This window comes from Rhodococcus sp. MTM3W5.2 (genome assembly GCF_001984015.1).
GTDB classification, from domain to species: domain Bacteria; phylum Actinomycetota; class Actinomycetes; order Mycobacteriales; family Mycobacteriaceae; genus Rhodococcus_G; species Rhodococcus_G oryzae.
In genome coordinates this window covers 4,593,658-4,610,626 of the sequence record NZ_CP019572.1, presented here as the reverse complement: position 1 = coordinate 4,610,626, position 16,969 = coordinate 4,593,658, and the positions used below count along the sequence as shown (strand labels likewise).

11 protein-coding genes and 2 pseudogenes are annotated in these 16,969 nt (G+C 69.0%); 6 read left to right on the top strand and 7 right to left on the bottom strand.

Translation table 11 applies throughout. From position 1 onward, the window contains the following. Positions 1 to 12: 12 nt before the first annotated feature. The 3 genes and pseudogenes from BTZ20_RS20870 to BTZ20_RS20860 all read right to left on the bottom strand — a co-directional run bounded on the left by BTZ20_RS20870 (position 13) and on the right by BTZ20_RS20860 (position 3,087). On the bottom strand, positions 13 to 258 hold the full coding sequence (locus BTZ20_RS20870; protein WP_077042668.1) for a DUF2630 family protein: 246 nt from the start codon (positions 256 to 258) through the stop codon (positions 13 to 15). 82 nt (positions 259 to 340) lie between these two features. Next, positions 341 to 2,070, bottom strand: a pseudogene (locus tag BTZ20_RS20865) (FAD-dependent oxidoreductase). Positions 2,071 to 2,100: 30 nt separating this feature from the next. Next, on the bottom strand, positions 2,101 to 3,087 hold the full coding sequence (locus tag BTZ20_RS20860; RefSeq protein ID WP_077042667.1) for an AurF N-oxygenase family protein: 987 nt from the start codon (positions 3,085 to 3,087) through the stop codon (positions 2,101 to 2,103). A gap of 245 nt (positions 3,088 to 3,332) precedes the next feature. Here BTZ20_RS20860 and BTZ20_RS20855 point away from each other — a divergent pair, with 245 nt between their 5' ends. Together BTZ20_RS20855 and BTZ20_RS20850 are read left to right on the top strand one after the other, a co-directional pair. Then, positions 3,333 to 4,142 (top strand): FAD:protein FMN transferase, encoded by an 810-nt coding sequence (locus tag BTZ20_RS20855; protein WP_077042666.1) that lies wholly within the window; start codon positions 3,333 to 3,335, stop codon positions 4,140 to 4,142. Positions 4,143 to 4,259: 117 nt separating this feature from the next. Continuing rightward, positions 4,260 to 5,075 (top strand): hypothetical protein, encoded by an 816-nt coding sequence (locus BTZ20_RS20850; protein ID WP_223263448.1) that lies wholly within the window; start codon positions 4,260 to 4,262, stop codon positions 5,073 to 5,075. Between the two features lie 644 nt (positions 5,076 to 5,719). Here BTZ20_RS20850 and pgi read toward each other — a convergent pair. Continuing rightward, positions 5,720 to 7,369, bottom strand: a complete 1,650-nt coding sequence (pgi, locus tag BTZ20_RS20845) for a glucose-6-phosphate isomerase (protein ID WP_077042665.1) — start codon at positions 7,367 to 7,369, stop codon at positions 5,720 to 5,722. Between the two features lie 184 nt (positions 7,370 to 7,553). Between pgi and BTZ20_RS20840 the strand changes: the two genes are divergently transcribed. Then, on the top strand, positions 7,554 to 9,005 hold the full coding sequence (locus BTZ20_RS20840; protein ID WP_077042664.1) for an NAD-dependent succinate-semialdehyde dehydrogenase: 1,452 nt from the start codon (positions 7,554 to 7,556) through the stop codon (positions 9,003 to 9,005). Positions 9,006 to 9,043: 38 nt separating this feature from the next. Here the strand turns inward: BTZ20_RS20840 and BTZ20_RS20835 are convergent, their stop codons facing one another. Beyond that, the gene (locus BTZ20_RS20835) at positions 9,044 to 9,337 is read right to left on the bottom strand and encodes a chorismate mutase (protein WP_077042663.1); all 294 of its coding nucleotides are present in this window, start codon (positions 9,335 to 9,337) and stop codon (positions 9,044 to 9,046) included. Positions 9,338 to 9,463: 126 nt separating this feature from the next. On the opposite strand from BTZ20_RS20835, the gene pcrA reads away from it, so the two are divergent. Next, a complete protein-coding gene (gene pcrA / locus BTZ20_RS20830) occupies positions 9,464 to 11,935 on the top strand; it encodes a DNA helicase PcrA (RefSeq protein ID WP_077042662.1) in 2,472 nt (823 codons plus the stop codon). 171 nt (positions 11,936 to 12,106) lie between these two features. Here pcrA and BTZ20_RS28510 read toward each other — a convergent pair whose 3' ends face one another. Both BTZ20_RS28510 and BTZ20_RS20820 read right to left on the bottom strand, forming a co-directional pair. After that, positions 12,107 to 12,358: a hypothetical protein gene (locus BTZ20_RS28510; protein WP_223263447.1), complete on the bottom strand. Its 252-nt coding sequence runs from the start codon at positions 12,356 to 12,358 to the stop codon at positions 12,107 to 12,109. A 100-nt stretch (positions 12,359 to 12,458) separates the two neighbouring features. Continuing rightward, a pseudogene (locus tag BTZ20_RS20820) lies at positions 12,459 to 13,447 on the bottom strand (M23 family metallopeptidase). A 314-nt stretch (positions 13,448 to 13,761) separates the two neighbouring features. Here BTZ20_RS20820 and BTZ20_RS20815 point away from each other — a divergent pair. Together BTZ20_RS20815 and sucC are read left to right on the top strand one after the other, a co-directional pair. Then, a complete protein-coding gene (locus BTZ20_RS20815) occupies positions 13,762 to 15,651 on the top strand; it encodes a hypothetical protein (RefSeq protein ID WP_223263446.1) in 1,890 nt (629 codons plus the stop codon). A 145-nt stretch (positions 15,652 to 15,796) separates the two neighbouring features. After that, complete coding sequence (sucC, locus tag BTZ20_RS20810; protein WP_027500848.1) at positions 15,797 to 16,966, top strand: ADP-forming succinate--CoA ligase subunit beta; 1,170 nt, start codon at positions 15,797 to 15,799, stop codon at positions 16,964 to 16,966. The last annotated feature ends 3 nt before the right edge of the window (positions 16,967 to 16,969 follow it).

Genomic DNA, 16,969 nt, shown 5'->3' with positions numbered 1-16,969 from the left:
TTCCGCCGGTGGCTACTGCAGGTAGCCCTCGACCTGGCCTGCGGGGCTGACCGGCACCTCGTCCGGCGGGAGGCCGGCGTCTATACGTGCCCGGCGCTGGCGCAACAGGTCCCAGCACTGGTCGAGGGTCTCCTCGATGGCGGCGAGTTGCTTCTGCTCCTGCTCGGGATCGAGCTCGCCCGCCTCGGTCTTCGCGCGCAGTTGGTGCTCGGTGTCGACGAGCCGGCGGATGCTCGCGAGGATGTCCTGTTCGCTCATCAGTGAACTCCACTCCTAGGGGACTGCGGGTTCCGCGATCCACCATAGGCCGGTTCCGTGTCCACTGTCCGGCGCCAGGAGACTACCGGCGCCGACGGAGCCGCCCGAGCACGGACGCCTCGGTGCCCCGTCCCGCCTCCCCTGCGATGAGCGCGAGTTCGGCCTGGTCGGTGATCTTCTCGCGGATGCGGCCCCGTTCGGCGCCGCGCCTGCGCTCGGCCTCGTCGATCAGCTTCCAGCCCGCGCGGTCGATCACCGCAGACTGCCGCTCGCGCACCAGCCGGTTCAATGCGGTCGCGCTCGACCTGGGCTCGCGCAGCCGACCCGAGTTGAAATCGTCGACGAGCCGAGTCAGGGTCTCCTGTGCGCAGGACTTGTTCGTGCCGATGAACCCGGTCGGCCCGCGCTTGATCCAGCCGGTGGCGTACGCGCCCGCGAGCACGGATCCGCCCGGTCCGTCGAGGACACGTCCGTCGGTATTGGGGATCACTCCGGCCGAATGATCGAACGGCACCCCCGCGATCGGCACCCCGCGATAGCCGATCGAGGTGAGGAGGAGGCCTGCCTCGAGTCGTTCCGTCTCGCCGGTCGGTTCGACTCGCACGCTGCCGTCCTCCCGACGGTCAGCGCGTTGCGGGCGAACTCGACGCCGGTGACCCGGTCGTCGCCGCTGATCGCGGTCGGGGACAACAGGTAGCGCAGCGAGATCCGCCGCCGATCCTGACCCGGCTCGCGTTCTCGGCGGGCGGACCGGAGCAGCGACAACTTCTGCGCCACCGCGTGCGAGAGTCCGCCGTCCAGGGCGAGGCGCTCGGTCGTCGGGTCGAGCACCATCTCGTCGGGACGGACCACCACGTCGGCGTCGGGGGCATCCAGAAGGCCGGTGAACTCGGGAACCGTGAAGGCGGACTGGGCGATTCCGCGGCGCGCGACGATCACGACCTCCTCGATCCGGCTGCCGCGCAGCGCCTCGAGGGCGGCGGGGGCGATGTCGGTGGCGGCCAGGCGGTCGGGGTCCGCGGTCAGTATCCGCGCGACGTCGAGCGCAACATTGCCGTTTCCGATGATGACGGCACGTCGGTGGGACAGGTCGAAGCGATCGTCGGCGTGGTCGGGATGGCCGTTGTACCAGGCCACCAGGTTCGTCGCGGAGGTCGAGCCAGGGAGGTCCTCGCCGGGGATCCCGAGGCCGCGGTCGGTCGAGGCGCCGACCGCGTAGATCACGGCGTGGTGATGTGCGAGCAGTTCGTCGTGGGTCAGGTGTTCGCCGATCTCCACGTTCAGGAAGTACTCGAATCCCGGCTGGGCGGCGATCTTGTCGTACAACCGGGAGACCTGCTTGGTCTTCTGGTGATCGGGCGCGACACCCGCGCGGACCAGGCCGTGCGGCACCGGAAGCCGGTCGAACACGTTGACCTGCACCCCTGGCTGGGTGAGCAGCTCGTCGGCGGCGTACATCGCGGCCGGGCCCGCCCCGACGATCGCCACCCGCAGCGGACCCCGGTCGCGGCGGACCTCGGGCGCGGGCACGACGGGCGCCAGCACGGGCCGGGGGCGCGGCTCCTTGTAGAAGTCCGCGTTGATCGTCAGGAACGGCTGCTGGGATTCCGCGAGCTTCGAGTGCGGGACGATCGCGTCCACCGGGCACGCGGAGATGCAGGCACCGCAGTCGACGCACGAGGCCGGGTCGATGTGCAGCATCTCCGCGGTCAGGAAGTCGGGCTCGTCCGGCGTCGGATGGATGCAGTTGACGGGGCAGGCGTACACGCAGGACGCGTCGCTGCAGCAGGATTGGGTGACGACATGGGGCATTGCGAAACAGCTTCCGATCTGGGGGTCTGGTCAGGCGGCGCTGCGGACCGGCTCGCTGCGGTAGCGCGAGCTCTTGCCGTCGATCTTCAGGCCCTTCCAGACCAGGCGCGACGCGGGGTTCATCAGCCCGCTGTCGGTGGCCAGCATCCGCACGTCCGCGAAGTAGTCACGCAGGGTCTGGCGCGCCTCGGGGCTGCCCCAGAACAGGTCCTTCTTGACCTGCTTCGGGATGTCGAACTCGCGCCAGAACTGCTTCGGCGGGATGACGATGACGTCGCACAGGATGCGCATGATGATTGGCATCGCGAGCGAGGCGAAGAACCGCCCCACCTTGGACATCTTCGGGACGCGCCGACGCAGGAACTGGTGCGCGAAGGAGATGTGCCTTGCCTCCTCGGCGACGTGAATCGCCATGACACCCTTCATGATCGGGTGGATGACGCCGTCCTCACGCAGTACGGCCTTCTGGATGTGGTCGATCGGCTCCTCGCCAGCGAGGACACCCATGAAGAAGATCACCGGCAGCGTCGAGCCGGCCAGAGGGAGGAACGGCGAGACGAAGCGCATCAGCGGCCCCATGCCTGGGGTGTCCTTGCCGATCCGGTTGACCATCTCCTGGAACATCAGGGTGTGGTTGCACTCCTCGATGGTCTCGTGGGTGCAGTAGCGGGCCTCGGGGGAGCCGTTCTCCAGCGAGAACACGTACTGCATCATCCCGCGGATCAGGATGTTCTCGAACTGCAGGCCGACTTTGGCGACATTGGCCTGCCGCCACATGCCGATCTCGATCTGCTTCTCCAGGGGCAGCGCCTGGTACCACGGATGGCTGCCGAGGGGATCGCTCTCCTTCTGGAGGACCCATCGGGGATCGTTCGGGATCACCGCGAACTCCGGGGAATCCCAGTCGATGTCCTCGAAGGGATCGAAGTGCTTGTGCACCGAGGCTTCCGACAGCATCGTCAGGGACTCGTCGTACCGGGCCTGATCGGATCGATCGGTCGCTGTCGTCAGTGTCATGGCTACTCCCGCTGTCGCTGTCGTTGCTGAGCCGATCGCGCACGGCATCGTCTCTTCGGTGCGGCGTTCCGGGCCGCGGTGTCTCGATGTTGAGGTAACTGTAACTGCGAGTCGCATGCAAATCCAGGCCTTTGGGCAATTCGATCGCTGCGACGGGAAAATTCGCTCAGTCCCAGCTCAGAAACCTGGCGCATACTGGTTTCAGCAGACCCGCCACATCGGCGGCCCATCCGTGGAGCACAATCATGGTTCCGAGCATGCAGTGGCACACCTGGGGTAGCGAGGTGGAAATCCAGGTGACCGAGGGGGCCGCGCTCGGCGCTGCGGCCGATATCGCCGCGGCCACGCTCGATGAGGTCCGCGCGGCCTGCGACCTCACCCGTGGCGATGCCGAGATCCATGCCGTCAACCTCTCCCAGGGCATGCCGGTCAAGATCAGCCGACGGCTCACCGCGCTGATCCGGGCGGCGCTGTGGGCGGCCCGGATGACCGGGGGCGCCGTCGACCCGCTCTCCCGCGACGCGGCGGACCCGTGCCGGGTGCCTCCCATTCACCCCGAAAGCACGTTCGAGGACATTCGGCTGGACGGTGACACGGTATTCGCCCCGTTCGGGGTCTATCTCGACCTCACCAGCACCGCGAAGGCGGGCATCGCGGATCGGGTGGCCCAAGCCGCCGCGGGCACACTCGAATGCGGTGTCTTGGTCCGGATCGGTGACACCATCTCGACCGCAGGGCACTGCCCGATCGGGGGATGGCAGGTGGAGATCGGGGCGGGCGCGCCGATCGAGGTGCTCACCGGGAAGGCGCTGTCCTCAGCACGTCCCGCGGTCCTGGCGGAATGGGACGCGGACGGCGGACTGGACGGTGTCACCGTGATCACCGAGGACAGTCTCTGGGCCTATGCGGCGGCGGCCGCTGCCGTGAGTCGGGGAGTGGCCGCGTTGCGCTGGCTCGACGAGAACGAACTCGCCGCCCGCGTCGCGTACCGACGGGGCGCGGTGCGCACCACCGACGCGTGGACGCACCTGCTGCCCCACGGTCACGTCGCCTAGCGGGTGCCGGCCCGCGCCAGTGTTCAAGCGGCGACGGCTCGTTCGGCGCAGGGGAATTGGGCGATCATGGATCGACACGACGCACGGGAAGGTCGAACCCTGATGGAGGAAACAGTGATGGCGGAACGCTCCGTTTCCGGCACGCGACAGCCGGCGGACTATGGCGACGTGGCGGGCGCGGTCCTTCATGCACTCCCGGACGAGGAGCACCGCGGCGCGAACCGCCTCAGCGTCGCGCTCATCACCGACCCGGAGTCGTTCGGTGCGCTGCTCGCGGCGTTTCGGCGGGTCGAGGCGGCGCATCTCCGCGTCGGCCGGTGCTTTCTGACGCTCGACGATCCGAACCAGTGCCTCTACACGAGCGGACATGCGCGCGCCAAGCACGATCTGGACGGAGACATCGCGTACCCGGACGACGACACCGACGACGCGCTCGCCGCCTACGACGCGGCGGTGTTCGAGTCGGCCGGAGCGGCGCTCCGAGATCCGGACCGGGCTGTGCGCTGGGAGGGCGTGGGCAACTCGCTCGTCACGGCGCCGAGCGACATCGAGGCATTGGTGGCGCTCAATCGCGACCCGGGGTTGGTCCTGGACGACGTGCACGTGGTGCAGTGCCTTCCGACAACGGACGACACCGATCTGCTCGCCGACCTGCCGAACGGCTACTTCGCCTGCGACTGGACGCCGTTCGAATGCCACGCGGTGGCGCGCCGGATGGGCGAGCGGCACGGGTACTCGCTGATCGGGATCGGCGCGTCCACGCTCGGGTTCCACAGCATCGTCGAACCAGGGCAGCGGGACGTCGACGCCCTGATCGCCGATCTGCGGGAGCTGTACGGGCATCGTGACGTCGACGCCTGGAACGAGCTCGCGGACTTGCTGCGGGGTCGGCGGTGCTCCTCCTCGGATACACGGAGAACTTCGCGGACCTGACAGAGACTTAGGCCGTCACAGGTGATCGAGTGCTCACAGCGCCTGCGTCCTTACCGGCCCGACTCGGAGTCGAGCCCGCGTGCTGGGGCTCGCACGACAATCGGTCGGGACGGTGTGCCCGCTTCCGTAATGGGTTCCCGTAGGCCGAGCTGCTCTTCTTCGGCAGCAGAACCGACCACGGCAGATATCGCCCGTTGCAGGTGAAGGAAATCCTCCCATTTGCCATCGCACTCGATCGAGGGGAGCCCGAAACTCTCCGCTCGTCGAGCCCAGGTCAAATGCACCTCGGTAAAGCGTTCGGGATCCTCCACGTGCTGGAGAAGAACGTCGTCAAAGGCGACATCGTGCGCTACGACCTCAACAGCCACCCCGAACAACGGATGCTCGGCTGACACTTCTACAGCGACTTCCTCGGTGATCCCGGAGTGGGACAAGTCGCATTCGTCGCTTGGCCGGGCGGTCGCGCACCATCCTTCGGGCAATGCGGAAAGCTGTGACTCGGTCAGGGGCATGCGCTTCTCTCAGTCAACGTGCGTGAGTTGAACTCAACCCGGCGCGACTCCCGGTACTCGGGCAAGGTCGCTGGATGCCTTCGCTGTGGTTCCTCACCGTATAGGCGACACGCTCTAGGCGCCGCGCGGAACTCAGACCGCGCGGCCCCGCCTGCTGCGGTACCACCGCACCAGGGTGTCGGTGGACGAATCGGCTTGCTCCGCAGGGGCTTCGGGGTTGGTGAGGATAGGGCCGAGCTCGAGTGCCTGGGTCTTGCCCAGCTCGACGCCCCACTGGTCGAAGGAATCGATGCCGAACACGACACCCTCGACGAAGACCTGGTGCTCGTACAGCGCGATCAGCTGGCCGAGTGCTGAGGGGGTGATCCGGGGGGCGAGGATGGTCGTCGACGGCCGGTTGCCGGGCATCACCTTGTGCGGCACCAGTTCCGGTGCGGTGCCCTCCGCCGCGATCTCCTCCGCGGTCTTTCCGAACGCCAGGACCTTGGTCTGCGCGAACAGATTGCTCATCAGGATGTCGTGCATGCTGCCGGTGCCGTCGAGCGTCGGCAGATCATCGGTGGGCTCGGCGAATCCGATGAAATCGGCGGGGGAGAGCCTCGTGCCCTGGTGCAGCAACTGATAGAAGGCGTGCTGGCCGTTGGTACCCGGCTCGCCCCAGAAGATCTCGCCGGTCGGGGTGGTCACCGGGGACCCGTCGGCGCGCACCGACTTGCCGTTCGACTCCATGGTGAGCTGCTGCAGGTAGGCCGCGAACCGGCCGAGATCGTTCGAATAGGGCAGCACCGCACGCGAGTCCGAGTCGAAGAAGCTCGAGTACCAGAGGCCGATGAGGCCGAGCAGCACCGGCGCGTTGTTCTCGAGGGGGGCGGTCGCGAAATGCCGGTCGATGGTGTGGAAGCCCTCGAGGAACTCGCCGAACCCTTCCTTGCCGATCACGCACATCAGTGACAGCCCGATGGCCGAGTCCACGGAATAGCGTCCGCCGACCCAGTCCCAGAAGCCGAACATGTTGTCGGTGTCGATGCCGAACTCGGACACCCGCTCTGCGTGGGTGGACACGGCGACGAAGTGCTTGGCGACGGCGTCCTCGCCGAGGGCCGCGGTGAGCCAGCGCCTGGCCGCCGTTGCGTTGGTGAGGGTCTCGAGGGTGGAGAAGGTCTTCGAGGCGACGATGAACAGCGTGGTCGCCGGGTCGAGACCGGCCAGCTTGCTCACGAGATCGGCGGGATCGATGTTGGAGACGAACCGGGCCGCGATGCCGGCGTCCGCGTAGTGGCGCAGCGCCCGATACGCCATCACCGGACCCAGATCGGATCCGCCGATCCCGATGTTGACCACGGTGGTGATGCGCTCACCGGTGGCCCCACGCCAGTCGCCCGAGCGCAGCCGATCGGTGAAGCGCCCCATCCGTTCGAGCACCTCGTGGACGTCGGCGACCACGTCCTGGCCGTCGACCACCAGGGCCGCGTCGGCGGGCAGTCGCAGCGCCGTGTGCAATACGGCGCGGTCCTCGGAGGTGTTGATGTGCTCGCCCCGGAACATCGCGTCCCTGCGCTCCTCGACCCCGGCCGCGCGGGCCAGTTCGATCAGCAATCGCAGGGTCTCGCGTTCGACCCGGTGCTTGCTGTAATCGATGTAGAGATCGCCTGCCGTTACCGTGAGCTCGCTGCCGCGCTTGGGGTCCTCGGCGAAGATCTCGCGCAGGTGTCGCGTCCCGACCTCGTCGTGGTGCGCGCGAAGCTCCTGCCAGGCGGCCGTGGCGGTGATGTCGAGACTCATACGTCGAGACTAGTGGGGGAGAACCTGCGGCGCTCAGCGCTTCCCGGTGCGGGTGCTCCTTGATCGATCGTGTCCGGCGGTTCGCCGAGTGTGCACCTACGGTCGGGACCACTCGGCCGACGCGGCGGGATCTGCACACTCGATGGGGCCTTCCAATACGCGCGCGGGCGGGCAGTATGGAGCCATGGACGAGCGAACTCTGATCGAGTCGGTTCCCACGAAGCTCTGGATCGGCGGCAAACAGGTGGACGCGGCCGGCGGCGCGACGTTCACGGTGGTCAACCCCGCGACCGGCGAGCCCCTCGTCGAGGTCGCGGACGCAGGCCCGGCCGACGGCCTGCTGGCGCTCGACGCGGCGGCGGCCGCCCAGCGCGAGTGGGCGGCCACCCCGGCGCGCAAACGCGGCGAGATCCTGCGGGCCGTGTTCGAGGCGATCACCGCCCGCGCCGACGACTTCGCCCTGCTGATGACGCTGGAGATGGGCAAGGTGCTGGCCGAGAGCAAGGGCGAGGTGGCCTACGGCGCCGAATTCTTCCGTTGGTTCAGCGAGGAGGCGGTGCGGATCGCAGGCCGCTACACCCACGCGCCCGCGGGCACCGGCCGGATCCTGGTCGGCAAGGCCCCGGTCGGGCCGTGCCTGGCGATCACCCCGTGGAACTTCCCGCTGGCGATGGGGACCCGCAAGATCGGGCCCGCCCTCGCCGCAGGCTGCACGATGATCGTCAAGCCCGCAGCCGAGACGCCGCTGACCATGCTGTTGCTCGGACAGCTCATCGCCGACGCCGGGCTGCCCGACGGCGTCCTGTCGGTGCTGCCCACCTCGAACGCGGGCGCGCTCACCGGGCCGCTGATCGACGATCCGCGGCTGCGCAAGCTCACCTTCACCGGGTCCACCGGAGTCGGGCGCAAGCTGATCGAGCAGTCCGCGAAGGGCCTACTGCGCACCTCGATGGAGCTCGGCGGAAACGCGCCCTTCGTCGTGTTCGACGACGCGGATCTGGACGCCGCGGTGGACGGGGCGATGCTGGCCAAGCTGCGCAACGGCGGCGAGGCCTGCACCGCTGCGAACCGATTCCACGTGCAGAACTCGGTCCGCGAGGAGTTCAGTGCCAGGCTGACCGAGCGGATGCGGTCGATGACCCTCGGGCCGGGCACCGACCCGGATTCGAAGCTCGGACCCCTGATCAACCCCGCCCAGCTCGACACCGTCAGCGAGCTGGTGCGGGACGCGATCGCGGTGGGGGCGCAGGTGCGACTCGGCGGCAAGGCACCGGGCGGGCCGGGCTACTTCTACCCGGCGACCGTGCTGGCGGACGTGCCCGTCGAGGCCCGCATCCTGCGCGAGGAGGTGTTCGGTCCGGTCGCCGCGATCGCCGGGTTCGACACCGAGGAGGAGGGCATCGCCGCCGCCAACGACACCGAGTACGGGCTGGCCGCCTACATCTACACGCAGAGCCTGGATCGGGCGCTGCGGGTGGCAGAGGCGCTCGAGACCGGGATGGTCGGCGTGAACAGGGGCGTGATCTCCGACGCCGCCGCGCCGTTCGGGGGCGTCAAGTCCTCCGGGTTCGGACGCGAGGGCGGTAGCGAGGGCATCGAGGAGTACCTGGAGACCAAGTACATCGCGCTGCAGTAGTGGCGGGCTGCGGTGCTACTGGCCGAGCCGGCCGGGTCCTACTGGCCGAGCCGGCCGCGGCCGAGGCGCAGCAGCAGCATCGCCAGGGTGTGACCCTCCTGGCCGAGGTCGCTGAAGCGCTCGAGGACCTTCATCTCGCGGCTGTGCACGAGGCGGGGGCCGCCGGAGGCCATCCGGGTGCGGCCGATGATCTGGGAGACCTCGCTGCGGCGCTTGATCGCGGCGAGGATCTCGGCGTCCAGTCGGTCGATCTCCAGTCGGAGCTCCTCGATCTCGGCCTCGCTGGTCGGGAGGTCGGGGTCGGTGGCATCCGATGGAACTGAGCCGCCCATGTGTATTTCTCCTCGTGTCAGATCAGGAATCACAGTTTGCCACGGGTGTGAGGGGCTGACCATCGGCGGGGGCGCGGGCCGGTCCGGGGGCGCCGCTGTCGGTGCGCGGCGGTAGCGTTGACGACGATGAACACATTCTCAGCAGCAGGTCACGCACGCTTTGTGACGGCGCCGTCGCGCACCCCTTCGGCGGCCCTCCTCGAGGGGCTCAACCCGCAGCAGCGCGAGGCAGTGGTGCACGCCGGTTCGCCGCTGCTCATCGTGGCGGGCGCGGGCTCGGGGAAGACCGCCGTGCTGACCCGTCGGATCGCGTATCTGCTCGCCGAGCGGGACGTCGCGCCCGGGCAGGTGCTCGCGATCACGTTCACCAACAAGGCCGCCGCGGAGATGCGCGAGCGCGTGGCGCACCTCGTCGGGCCCCGGGCCAACAACATGTGGGTCTCGACGTTCCACTCGAGCTGCGTGCGGATCCTGCGGATGCAGGCCGCGCTGCTGCCGGGACTGAACTCGAACTTCACCATCTACGACGCGGACGATTCGCGCAGGCTGCTGACGATGATCTCGAAGGACCTGGAGATCGACGCGAAGCGGTACTCCGCGCGACTGCTGGCCACCCACATCTCGAACCTCAAGAACGAGCTGATCGACCCGGAGCGGGCCGCGGCCGACGCCGACAAGGACCCGAACGAGCTGGTCCGGCTGGTCGCGAAGGTGTACGGCCATTACCAGGCTCGACTGCGCGCGGCCAACGCGATGGACTTCGACGACCTGATCGGCGAGACCGTCGCACTGCTGCAGAACTTCCCACAGGTGGCCGAGTACTACCGGCGCCGGTTCCGGCACGTGCTGGTCGACGAGTACCAGGACACCAACCATGCGCAGTACGTGCTGGTGCGCGAGCTGGTCGGCGGGATCGCGGACAGCGGGACCCTGGTCCCGCCCGCAGAGTTGTGCGTCGTCGGCGACGCGGACCAGTCGATCTACGCGTTCCGCGGCGCCACCATCCGCAACATCGAGGAGTTCGAGCGCGACTACCCCGACGCCAGGACCATCCTGCTCGAACAGAACTACCGATCCACCCAGAACATCCTGTCGGCCGCGAACGCGGTGATCTCCCGCAACACCGGCAGGCGCGAGAAGCGGCTGTGGACCGAGTCCGGCGAGGGCGAGCTGATCACCGGCTACGTCGCCGACAACGAGCACGACGAGGCCTACTTCGTCGCCTCCGAGATCGACAAGCTGGTGGATGCGGGCGACGCGAAGTTCGGCGAGGTCGCGGTGTTCTACCGCACCAACAACTCGTCGCGGGCGCTTGAGGAGATCTTCATCCGCCTCGGCCTGCCGTACAAGGTGGTCGGCGGCGTCCGGTTCTACGAGCGCAAGGAGGTTCGCGACGTGGTCGCGTACCTGCGGGTGCTGCAGAACCCCGACGACACCGTCAGCCTGCGCCGGATCCTCAACACCCCGCGCCGCGGCATCGGCGACAGGGCCGAGGCCTGCGTGGCCGTGCACTCGGAGCAGCGCGGCGTCGGCTTCGCACAGGCGCTGCGGGACGCGGCGGACGGCGTGGTGCCGCTGCTGAACACCCGCTCGCAGAAGGCGATCTCGGCGTTCCTCGAGATGATGGACGACATCCGCGAGACGTTGCAGCCCGACGATGCCGGGCTGATCGACATCGGCGAGGTGGTCGAGGCCGTGCTCGACCGGACCCGCTACCGGGCGGAGCTCGAGGCGAGTAGCGATCCGCAGGACGGCGCGCGACTGGACAACCTCAACGAGTTGGTCAGCGTGGCGCAGGAATTCAGCTCCGATGCGCGCAATGCCGCGGGCGTGGAGACGGAGATCGACGAGAGCCTCGAGGGCGCGCTGGCGGCCGCGGCCGACGGCGATCTCGACCCCACCGAGGGCGAGCCGGACCCGGGCTCGCTCGCCGCGTTCCTCGAGCGGGTGTCCCTGGTGGCCGATTCCGACCAGCTGCCCGACAACGGCGACGGTGTGGTGACCCTGATGACCCTGCACACCGCGAAGGGCCTCGAATTCCCGGTGGTCTTCGTGACCGGCTGGGAGGACGGCCAGTTCCCGCACATGCGCGCGCTCGGCGACCCGGCGGAGCTGTCCGAGGAACGCAGGCTGGCCTACGTCGGCATCACCAGGGCCCGCCATCGCCTGTACCTCACCCGCGCGATCATGCGCTCGGCGTGGGGACAGCCGATCACCAACCCGGAATCACGATTCCTGCAGGAGATCCCGTCCGACCTGCTTCACTGGCGGCGGGAGGATCCGGGTACCGGCGCCGGTGGCGCGATCGGGGGCGGGCGTCCCCGCGGCGGCCAGGGCTACGGCGGTGGCGGCGGCTTCGGTGGCGGTCAGGGTTACGGCGGGTCGGGCAACGCCACACCGAGCTTCGGTGCCGCCCGGGCACGCAACAACCACCTGGTGCTCGCCGTCGGCGATCGCGTCAGCCACGACAAGTACGGTCTCGGAACGGTTTTGGAGACCAAGGGCAGCGGGCCGACGGCGACGGTCACCGTCGACTTCGGGTCCGCGGGCAAGGTGCGCCTGATGCTCATCGGCGGAGTCCCTATGGTCAAGCTCTAGCCCCATGGTCAAGCTCTAGCCGCCGCTAGGAGGAACTTCCCAACGGCGACGGGATGGCGTCGAACTGCAGTGTGGTCGTGGCAGGGTCGCCGCCGGGCGCGTCGAACGTGAAGACCGCGACGTACCGTCCTGGTTCGTTGACCCGGGTGGCCACCGTTGCCCCGCCGAGGGTCAGGGGACGGTGAGGGTCCGGTCGTCGCCGTCCGGTTCGGTGATGTGGACCAGGACCGGGGTGGTCGCGTCCGCGCCGGCCGGGACGGGGCTGACGGCCATGGCGAGCGTCACCAGGTTGTCCGAGTACACGGTTCCGATCGGTGGCATGGCGGTGATCTGATAGGTGGCGGCCGATGCGGTGGGCGCCAGTGCGAGCGAGACTGCGCCGGTGAGAGCGGCGGCGACGACGGACCCTCGGAAGTAGTTCACGCGAACCCCTTGCTACGTAGACGTCAACGGAGTCTGGCGCACCGAAGGCTAATGCAGGCAGCGCCGTTCCGCCGGACGAATGCCGGGGTGAGGGTCGTTCCTAGTCGCGCTCGACGCCGAGGCTGATGCCGCGGGTTGCGAGCCAGGGGAGCGGATCGATCTTGTTCTCGCCGCCCAGATGCACCTCGAAGTGCAGGTGCGGTCCGGTGGAGAAGCCGCGGTTGCCCATCCGTGCGATCTGATCGCCCGCCATGACCTTCTGGCCGACCGAGACGTTGGACGAGTCGATGTGGCCGTAGACGGTGACGGTGCCGTCGGCGTGCCGCAGTCGCACCCACATGCCGAAGCCCTGCGCGGGCCCGGAGTCGATGACCTCGCCGTCGGCGACCGCATAGATCGGGGTGCCGATGGCGTTCGCGATGTCGACGCCCGCGTGAAGCGTGCCCCATCGGGCGCCGTAGCCGGAGGTGTAGGAGCCCACGGCGGGCAGTACGAAGAGGGGGCGACGGGCGGCGGCCTCGCGGGCGGCACGCTCCTCGCTGAATCGCTGGCCCTTGGCGAGAAGGTTCGAGAACTGGCTGAGGTCCGTCGGTGCCGCGATGTTGAGGACCTGCGGGGCCTGGGAGCCCGTGTTCGCGGCCGTGTCGGCGGCGAACTGGGCGGCCTGCGGCTCGGCGGTGGCGGCGGTGCCCGTGGAGCTGTCGTCCGCGGCCAGATTGAGCTCGGCGGTATCGGTGCTGCTGGGGCCGCTCAGTCCGGCCTGGCCCGCGGCGACGACGGCGCCTGCGGCGACCGCGATGACTGCGGCGCGGCCCTTGAGGGCGGTGGGGGAGCGGGGATCCGGTGCGCTCCACCGCGGCGAGCGGGAGCTGCGAGATCCGAATCGAAAGAGGTGTCGAGCTGGTCGAGCGAGGCGGAGCGGTAGTTCGTGGAGCGCGGTGTTCCGAGATTCGCGGATCCGATGTAACGATCCGGCACGCGATGCGAATAAGTCTGCGTGGTCTCGTTGTCGCCTGCGTATTCGAAGTTCGATCTACTGGGTTCAACCGGGGCCTTGTAGCGAGGCTCTACGGCGTGACCTGCGGAAATCGAGTAAACCGTCGTTGAGGCCTCGGTGGCCTGCTCCTGCGGGGCGAAGCGGCTGGATTGGAAGGGTGCGCGATGCCTGGACACTTGCCGCCTTCCTGTTCGTGATCTGTCTGTGACTTTGACCCAAGCGACGGTAACGAAACGGTTGCGAGCGCCGCAACTCCTAGCGCCATCTCATTGGGATATGTGAGATGCATCACAGAGTGATTACGGCCGGGCCTGGGAATACGCCGGAAGGCGGCTGTAACGGGGCGAGCTGGATTCTTGTGAAGTTCGGTCGAGACCGACACCGATGACCCACTAGCGTCGTCCGCGTGGCGCCCTCACCCGATCTCAGAACCAGTTCTCGGGCCAAGCCCGAACGCATCGACGCCCAGGACGGGTTCGGCTCGTCTGAGCCGTCCCGCGGCCCGGGTCCGGTCGCGATCGCGGCGGTTGTGCTCGCCCTGCTCGGTGTCGCCGCGACGGCGGTCGCCCCGGTGCTCGGCATCATCCGCCAGGAGACCGGGCCCGCCGTTGCCGCTGCCGCCGTTACCGCCCTCGTCTGTGCGGCGCTGGCGCCGGCATTGGCCGTGCTGGCGCTGGCGGGCCGCAGGCCTGCCGTCGCGGGGACTGTGTTGGCAGGCGCAGGCGGCGTTTCGGTCGGGCTGGTGGTGCTCGACCTCCAGCTCCTCGACGACCCGATCAACGCGAACCGGCTCGAGCTGTTCCGTCCGCTGACCGCCGCCTCGCTCAGCGCGGGTCCCGGTGCCTACGCGATCCTGGCGGGGCACGTCCTCGCGGCGCTGGCCGGGTTCCTCGGACTCGTCGCGGCGGCGAGGGCCTCGAACGCCGACGGCTACGGCCACTCCGATTACCCGGATCACGACGGGGCGGGCGTCGGCCGCCGGATCGGCGCCGGACTCTCGATTCTCGCGGTGGCGGCCGCGGTGGTCCTCGCCGCGGCACTCTTCGCGCCGCCGCTGAGATCCACCGACCCGGTGCTGCTCGTGCCCGCCGTCATCGAGTCCGCGCCCCCGATTGCGTTGGGCGCGGGGCTGGTCGGGGTGGCGGTGCTGATCGTGGTCGCAGCGGCACTGGCCGCGATCTCGCCGCTGGGCGCGGCGGGCGCCATCGTCGGGGCCGCAGTGGCTGCGCTGGGTGTGGTCGGCGTGCGACTGGTCGCGGGCCTGGTGGCGGGTGACGGCGTCTCGATCGGTCCAGGGTCGGTGGTGGCGATCGCGGCGTGCGCGGTCCTCATCGCGGTCGGCTGCGTGATCCCGGCCGCGGCGGCCGCCAGGGCGCGCCGGGGGCTGGCGCAGCTCCTGGCGCAGTCCGCCGCCGCTGCCACGGCGGCGCCCGTGGCGGCGGGCACCTCCAAGTCCGCCGCCCGCGCGAGGGCGGCCGCGGCCGAACGGGCCCGGGTCGGGCGCTGGCACGTCGCCACCGCCGTGGCCGGGATCGGGGCCGGGCTGCTCGGCGCGGTCGGCGCGCTCCTGCCCGTGCTGTCGGTTCCTGGCGGGGTGCCGGAGCCGCGGATCCTGGCGACCAGGGTGGTGCTGCTTGCGGGTGTGGTGCTTGTGGTCGCCTGCGTCTGGTTGCTGCTCTCGGAGTTCGCGGGCCTGGTGCGCCCCGCGGTCGGGGTGCTGTGGGCCGCTCAGGTGATGGCGGTCGCCGCGGCGCTGCAGGCGGTGGTGGTCGCGGGCGACCTGCCGGGGTTCGGACCCGGCCCCGGCGCGGCGCTGCTCGCCCTGTCCGCGGTCGCGGCGGCCGCGACCGGACTCCTCGCGCTCTGCGCGGGGTCGGCGGAGCGCGACGGCATCGACACCTCGGTCGACGTGCCCGTCCAGGTGCCGGTGCTGATCGTCGGCTCGGTCGCGGCGCTCGCGTCGGTGGCCGCCCTGGGTTTGCCGCTGTATCGCGGTCGCGACTTCGGCCCGGACTCGTTCGCGCAGTGGCCGTGGGGCTGGGACCTGTGGGGTCGCGCACTCCTCGCGGTCGTGATCGTGGCGGCGGTGCTCGTCGCAATGCGGTCCAGGGCGGCACGGGGTGCGTCCCTGATGATCGGCGCGGTGACCGGAATGTCCGTATACCTGATGGCGTGGCCGTTGACGCGCGCCCGGGTTGCCGAGCCCGCCATGGGCGCGGGGGCGGTCTGCGGGCTCGTCGCGGTGGCGTTGCTGGCGGTGACCGCTTTCATGGTGGTTCGTCGAAATCGCCGGTGAGCTGACGCTCACGCCCCCTTGTGCCGTGAGATATGCCACATAGCATCAATGCGGTCGATAGACGATTGATTCAACTAGATAAAGTCCGGGACGGACCCGCTCTTACCCCTCGAGCGGGCGTCAACACTGACGAGACGGTGAGCAGATGGATCTCTTCGAATACCAGGCGAAGGAACTCTTCGCCAAGCACGGCGTGCCCACGTCGGCAGGACGTGTTACCGACACTGTCGCCGGCGCACGTGAGATTGCCGAGGAAATCGGCAAGCCCGTGATGATCAAGGCGCAGGTCAAGGTCGGAGGCCGTGGCAAGGCCGGCGGCGTGAAGTACTCCGCCGACGTCGATGCGGCTGTCGCGAACGCCGAGTCCATCCTCGGGCTCGACATCAAGGGACACGTCGTCAAGAAGCTGCTGGTCGCAGAGGCGAGTGACATCGCCGAGGAGTACTACATCTCCTTCCTGCTCGACCGCACGAACCGCACCTACCTGGCCATGTGCTCGGTCGAGGGTGGCGTCGAGATCGAGGTCACCGCCGAGGAGAACCCCGACGCCCTCGCGAAGATCCCGGTGGACGCCGTCAAGGGTGTCGACCTCGCGTTCGCGCGCAGCATCGCCGAGGCGGGCAAGCTCCCGGCCGAGGTGCTCGACGCCGCGGCCGTGACCATCCAGAAGCTCTGGGAGGTCTTCATCAAGGAGGACGCGCTCCTCGTCGAGGTCAACCCCCTCGTGCGCACCCCCGATGACCAGATCCTGGCCCTCGACGGCAAGGTCACCCTTGACGAGAACGCCGGCTTCCGTCAGCCCGGCCACGAGGCCTTCGAGGACCGGGACGCCACCGATCCCCTCGAGCTCAAGGCCAAGGAGAACGACCTCAACTACGTCAAGCTCGACGGCTCCGTCGGCATCATCGGCAACGGCGCGGGTCTGGTCATGTCCACGCTCGACGTGGTCGCGTACGCGGGCGAGAAGCACGGCAACGTCAAGCCGGCCAACTTCCTCGACATCGGTGGCGGCGCCTCGGCGGCCGTCATGGCCGCCGGCCTCGACGTCATCCTGAACGACGCCCAGGTCAAGAGCGTCTTCGTCAACGTCTTCGGTGGCATCACCGCCTGTGACGCGGTCGCCAACGGCATCGTCGGTGCCCTGCAGACCCTGGGCGACGAGGCCAACAAGCCGCTCGTCGTGCGCCTGGACGGCAACAACGTCGAAGAGGGTCGTCGCATCCTCGCCGAGGCCAACCACCCGCTGGTGACCGTTGTCGCCACCATGGACGAGGCCGCCGACAAGGCCGCCGAACTCGCCTTCGCAGCGAAGTAAAGG

What these genes read in the sequence shown, in the direction of transcription:
- sucC (WP_027500848.1), top strand. Translation starts at nt 15,797, where the DNA reads ATGGATCTCTTCGAATACCAGGCGAAGGAACTCTTCGCCAAGCACGGC.
- BTZ20_RS20855 (WP_077042666.1), top strand. Translation starts at nt 3,333, where the DNA reads ATGGTTCCGAGCATGCAGTGGCACACCTGGGGTAGCGAGGTGGAAATC.
- pcrA (WP_077042662.1), top strand. Translation starts at nt 9,464, where the DNA reads ATGAACACATTCTCAGCAGCAGGTCACGCACGCTTTGTGACGGCGCCG.
- BTZ20_RS20870 (WP_077042668.1), bottom strand. Translation starts at nt 258, where the DNA reads ATGAGCGAACAGGACATCCTCGCGAGCATCCGCCGGCTCGTCGACACC.
- BTZ20_RS20835 (WP_077042663.1), bottom strand. Translation starts at nt 9,337, where the DNA reads ATGGGCGGCTCAGTTCCATCGGATGCCACCGACCCCGACCTCCCGACC.
- pgi (WP_077042665.1), bottom strand. Translation starts at nt 7,369, where the DNA reads ATGAGTCTCGACATCACCGCCACGGCCGCCTGGCAGGAGCTTCGCGCG.
- BTZ20_RS20840 (WP_077042664.1), top strand. Translation starts at nt 7,554, where the DNA reads ATGGACGAGCGAACTCTGATCGAGTCGGTTCCCACGAAGCTCTGGATC.
- BTZ20_RS20850 (WP_223263448.1), top strand. Translation starts at nt 4,260, where the DNA reads ATGGCGGAACGCTCCGTTTCCGGCACGCGACAGCCGGCGGACTATGGC.
- BTZ20_RS20860 (WP_077042667.1), bottom strand. Translation starts at nt 3,087, where the DNA reads ATGACACTGACGACAGCGACCGATCGATCCGATCAGGCCCGGTACGAC.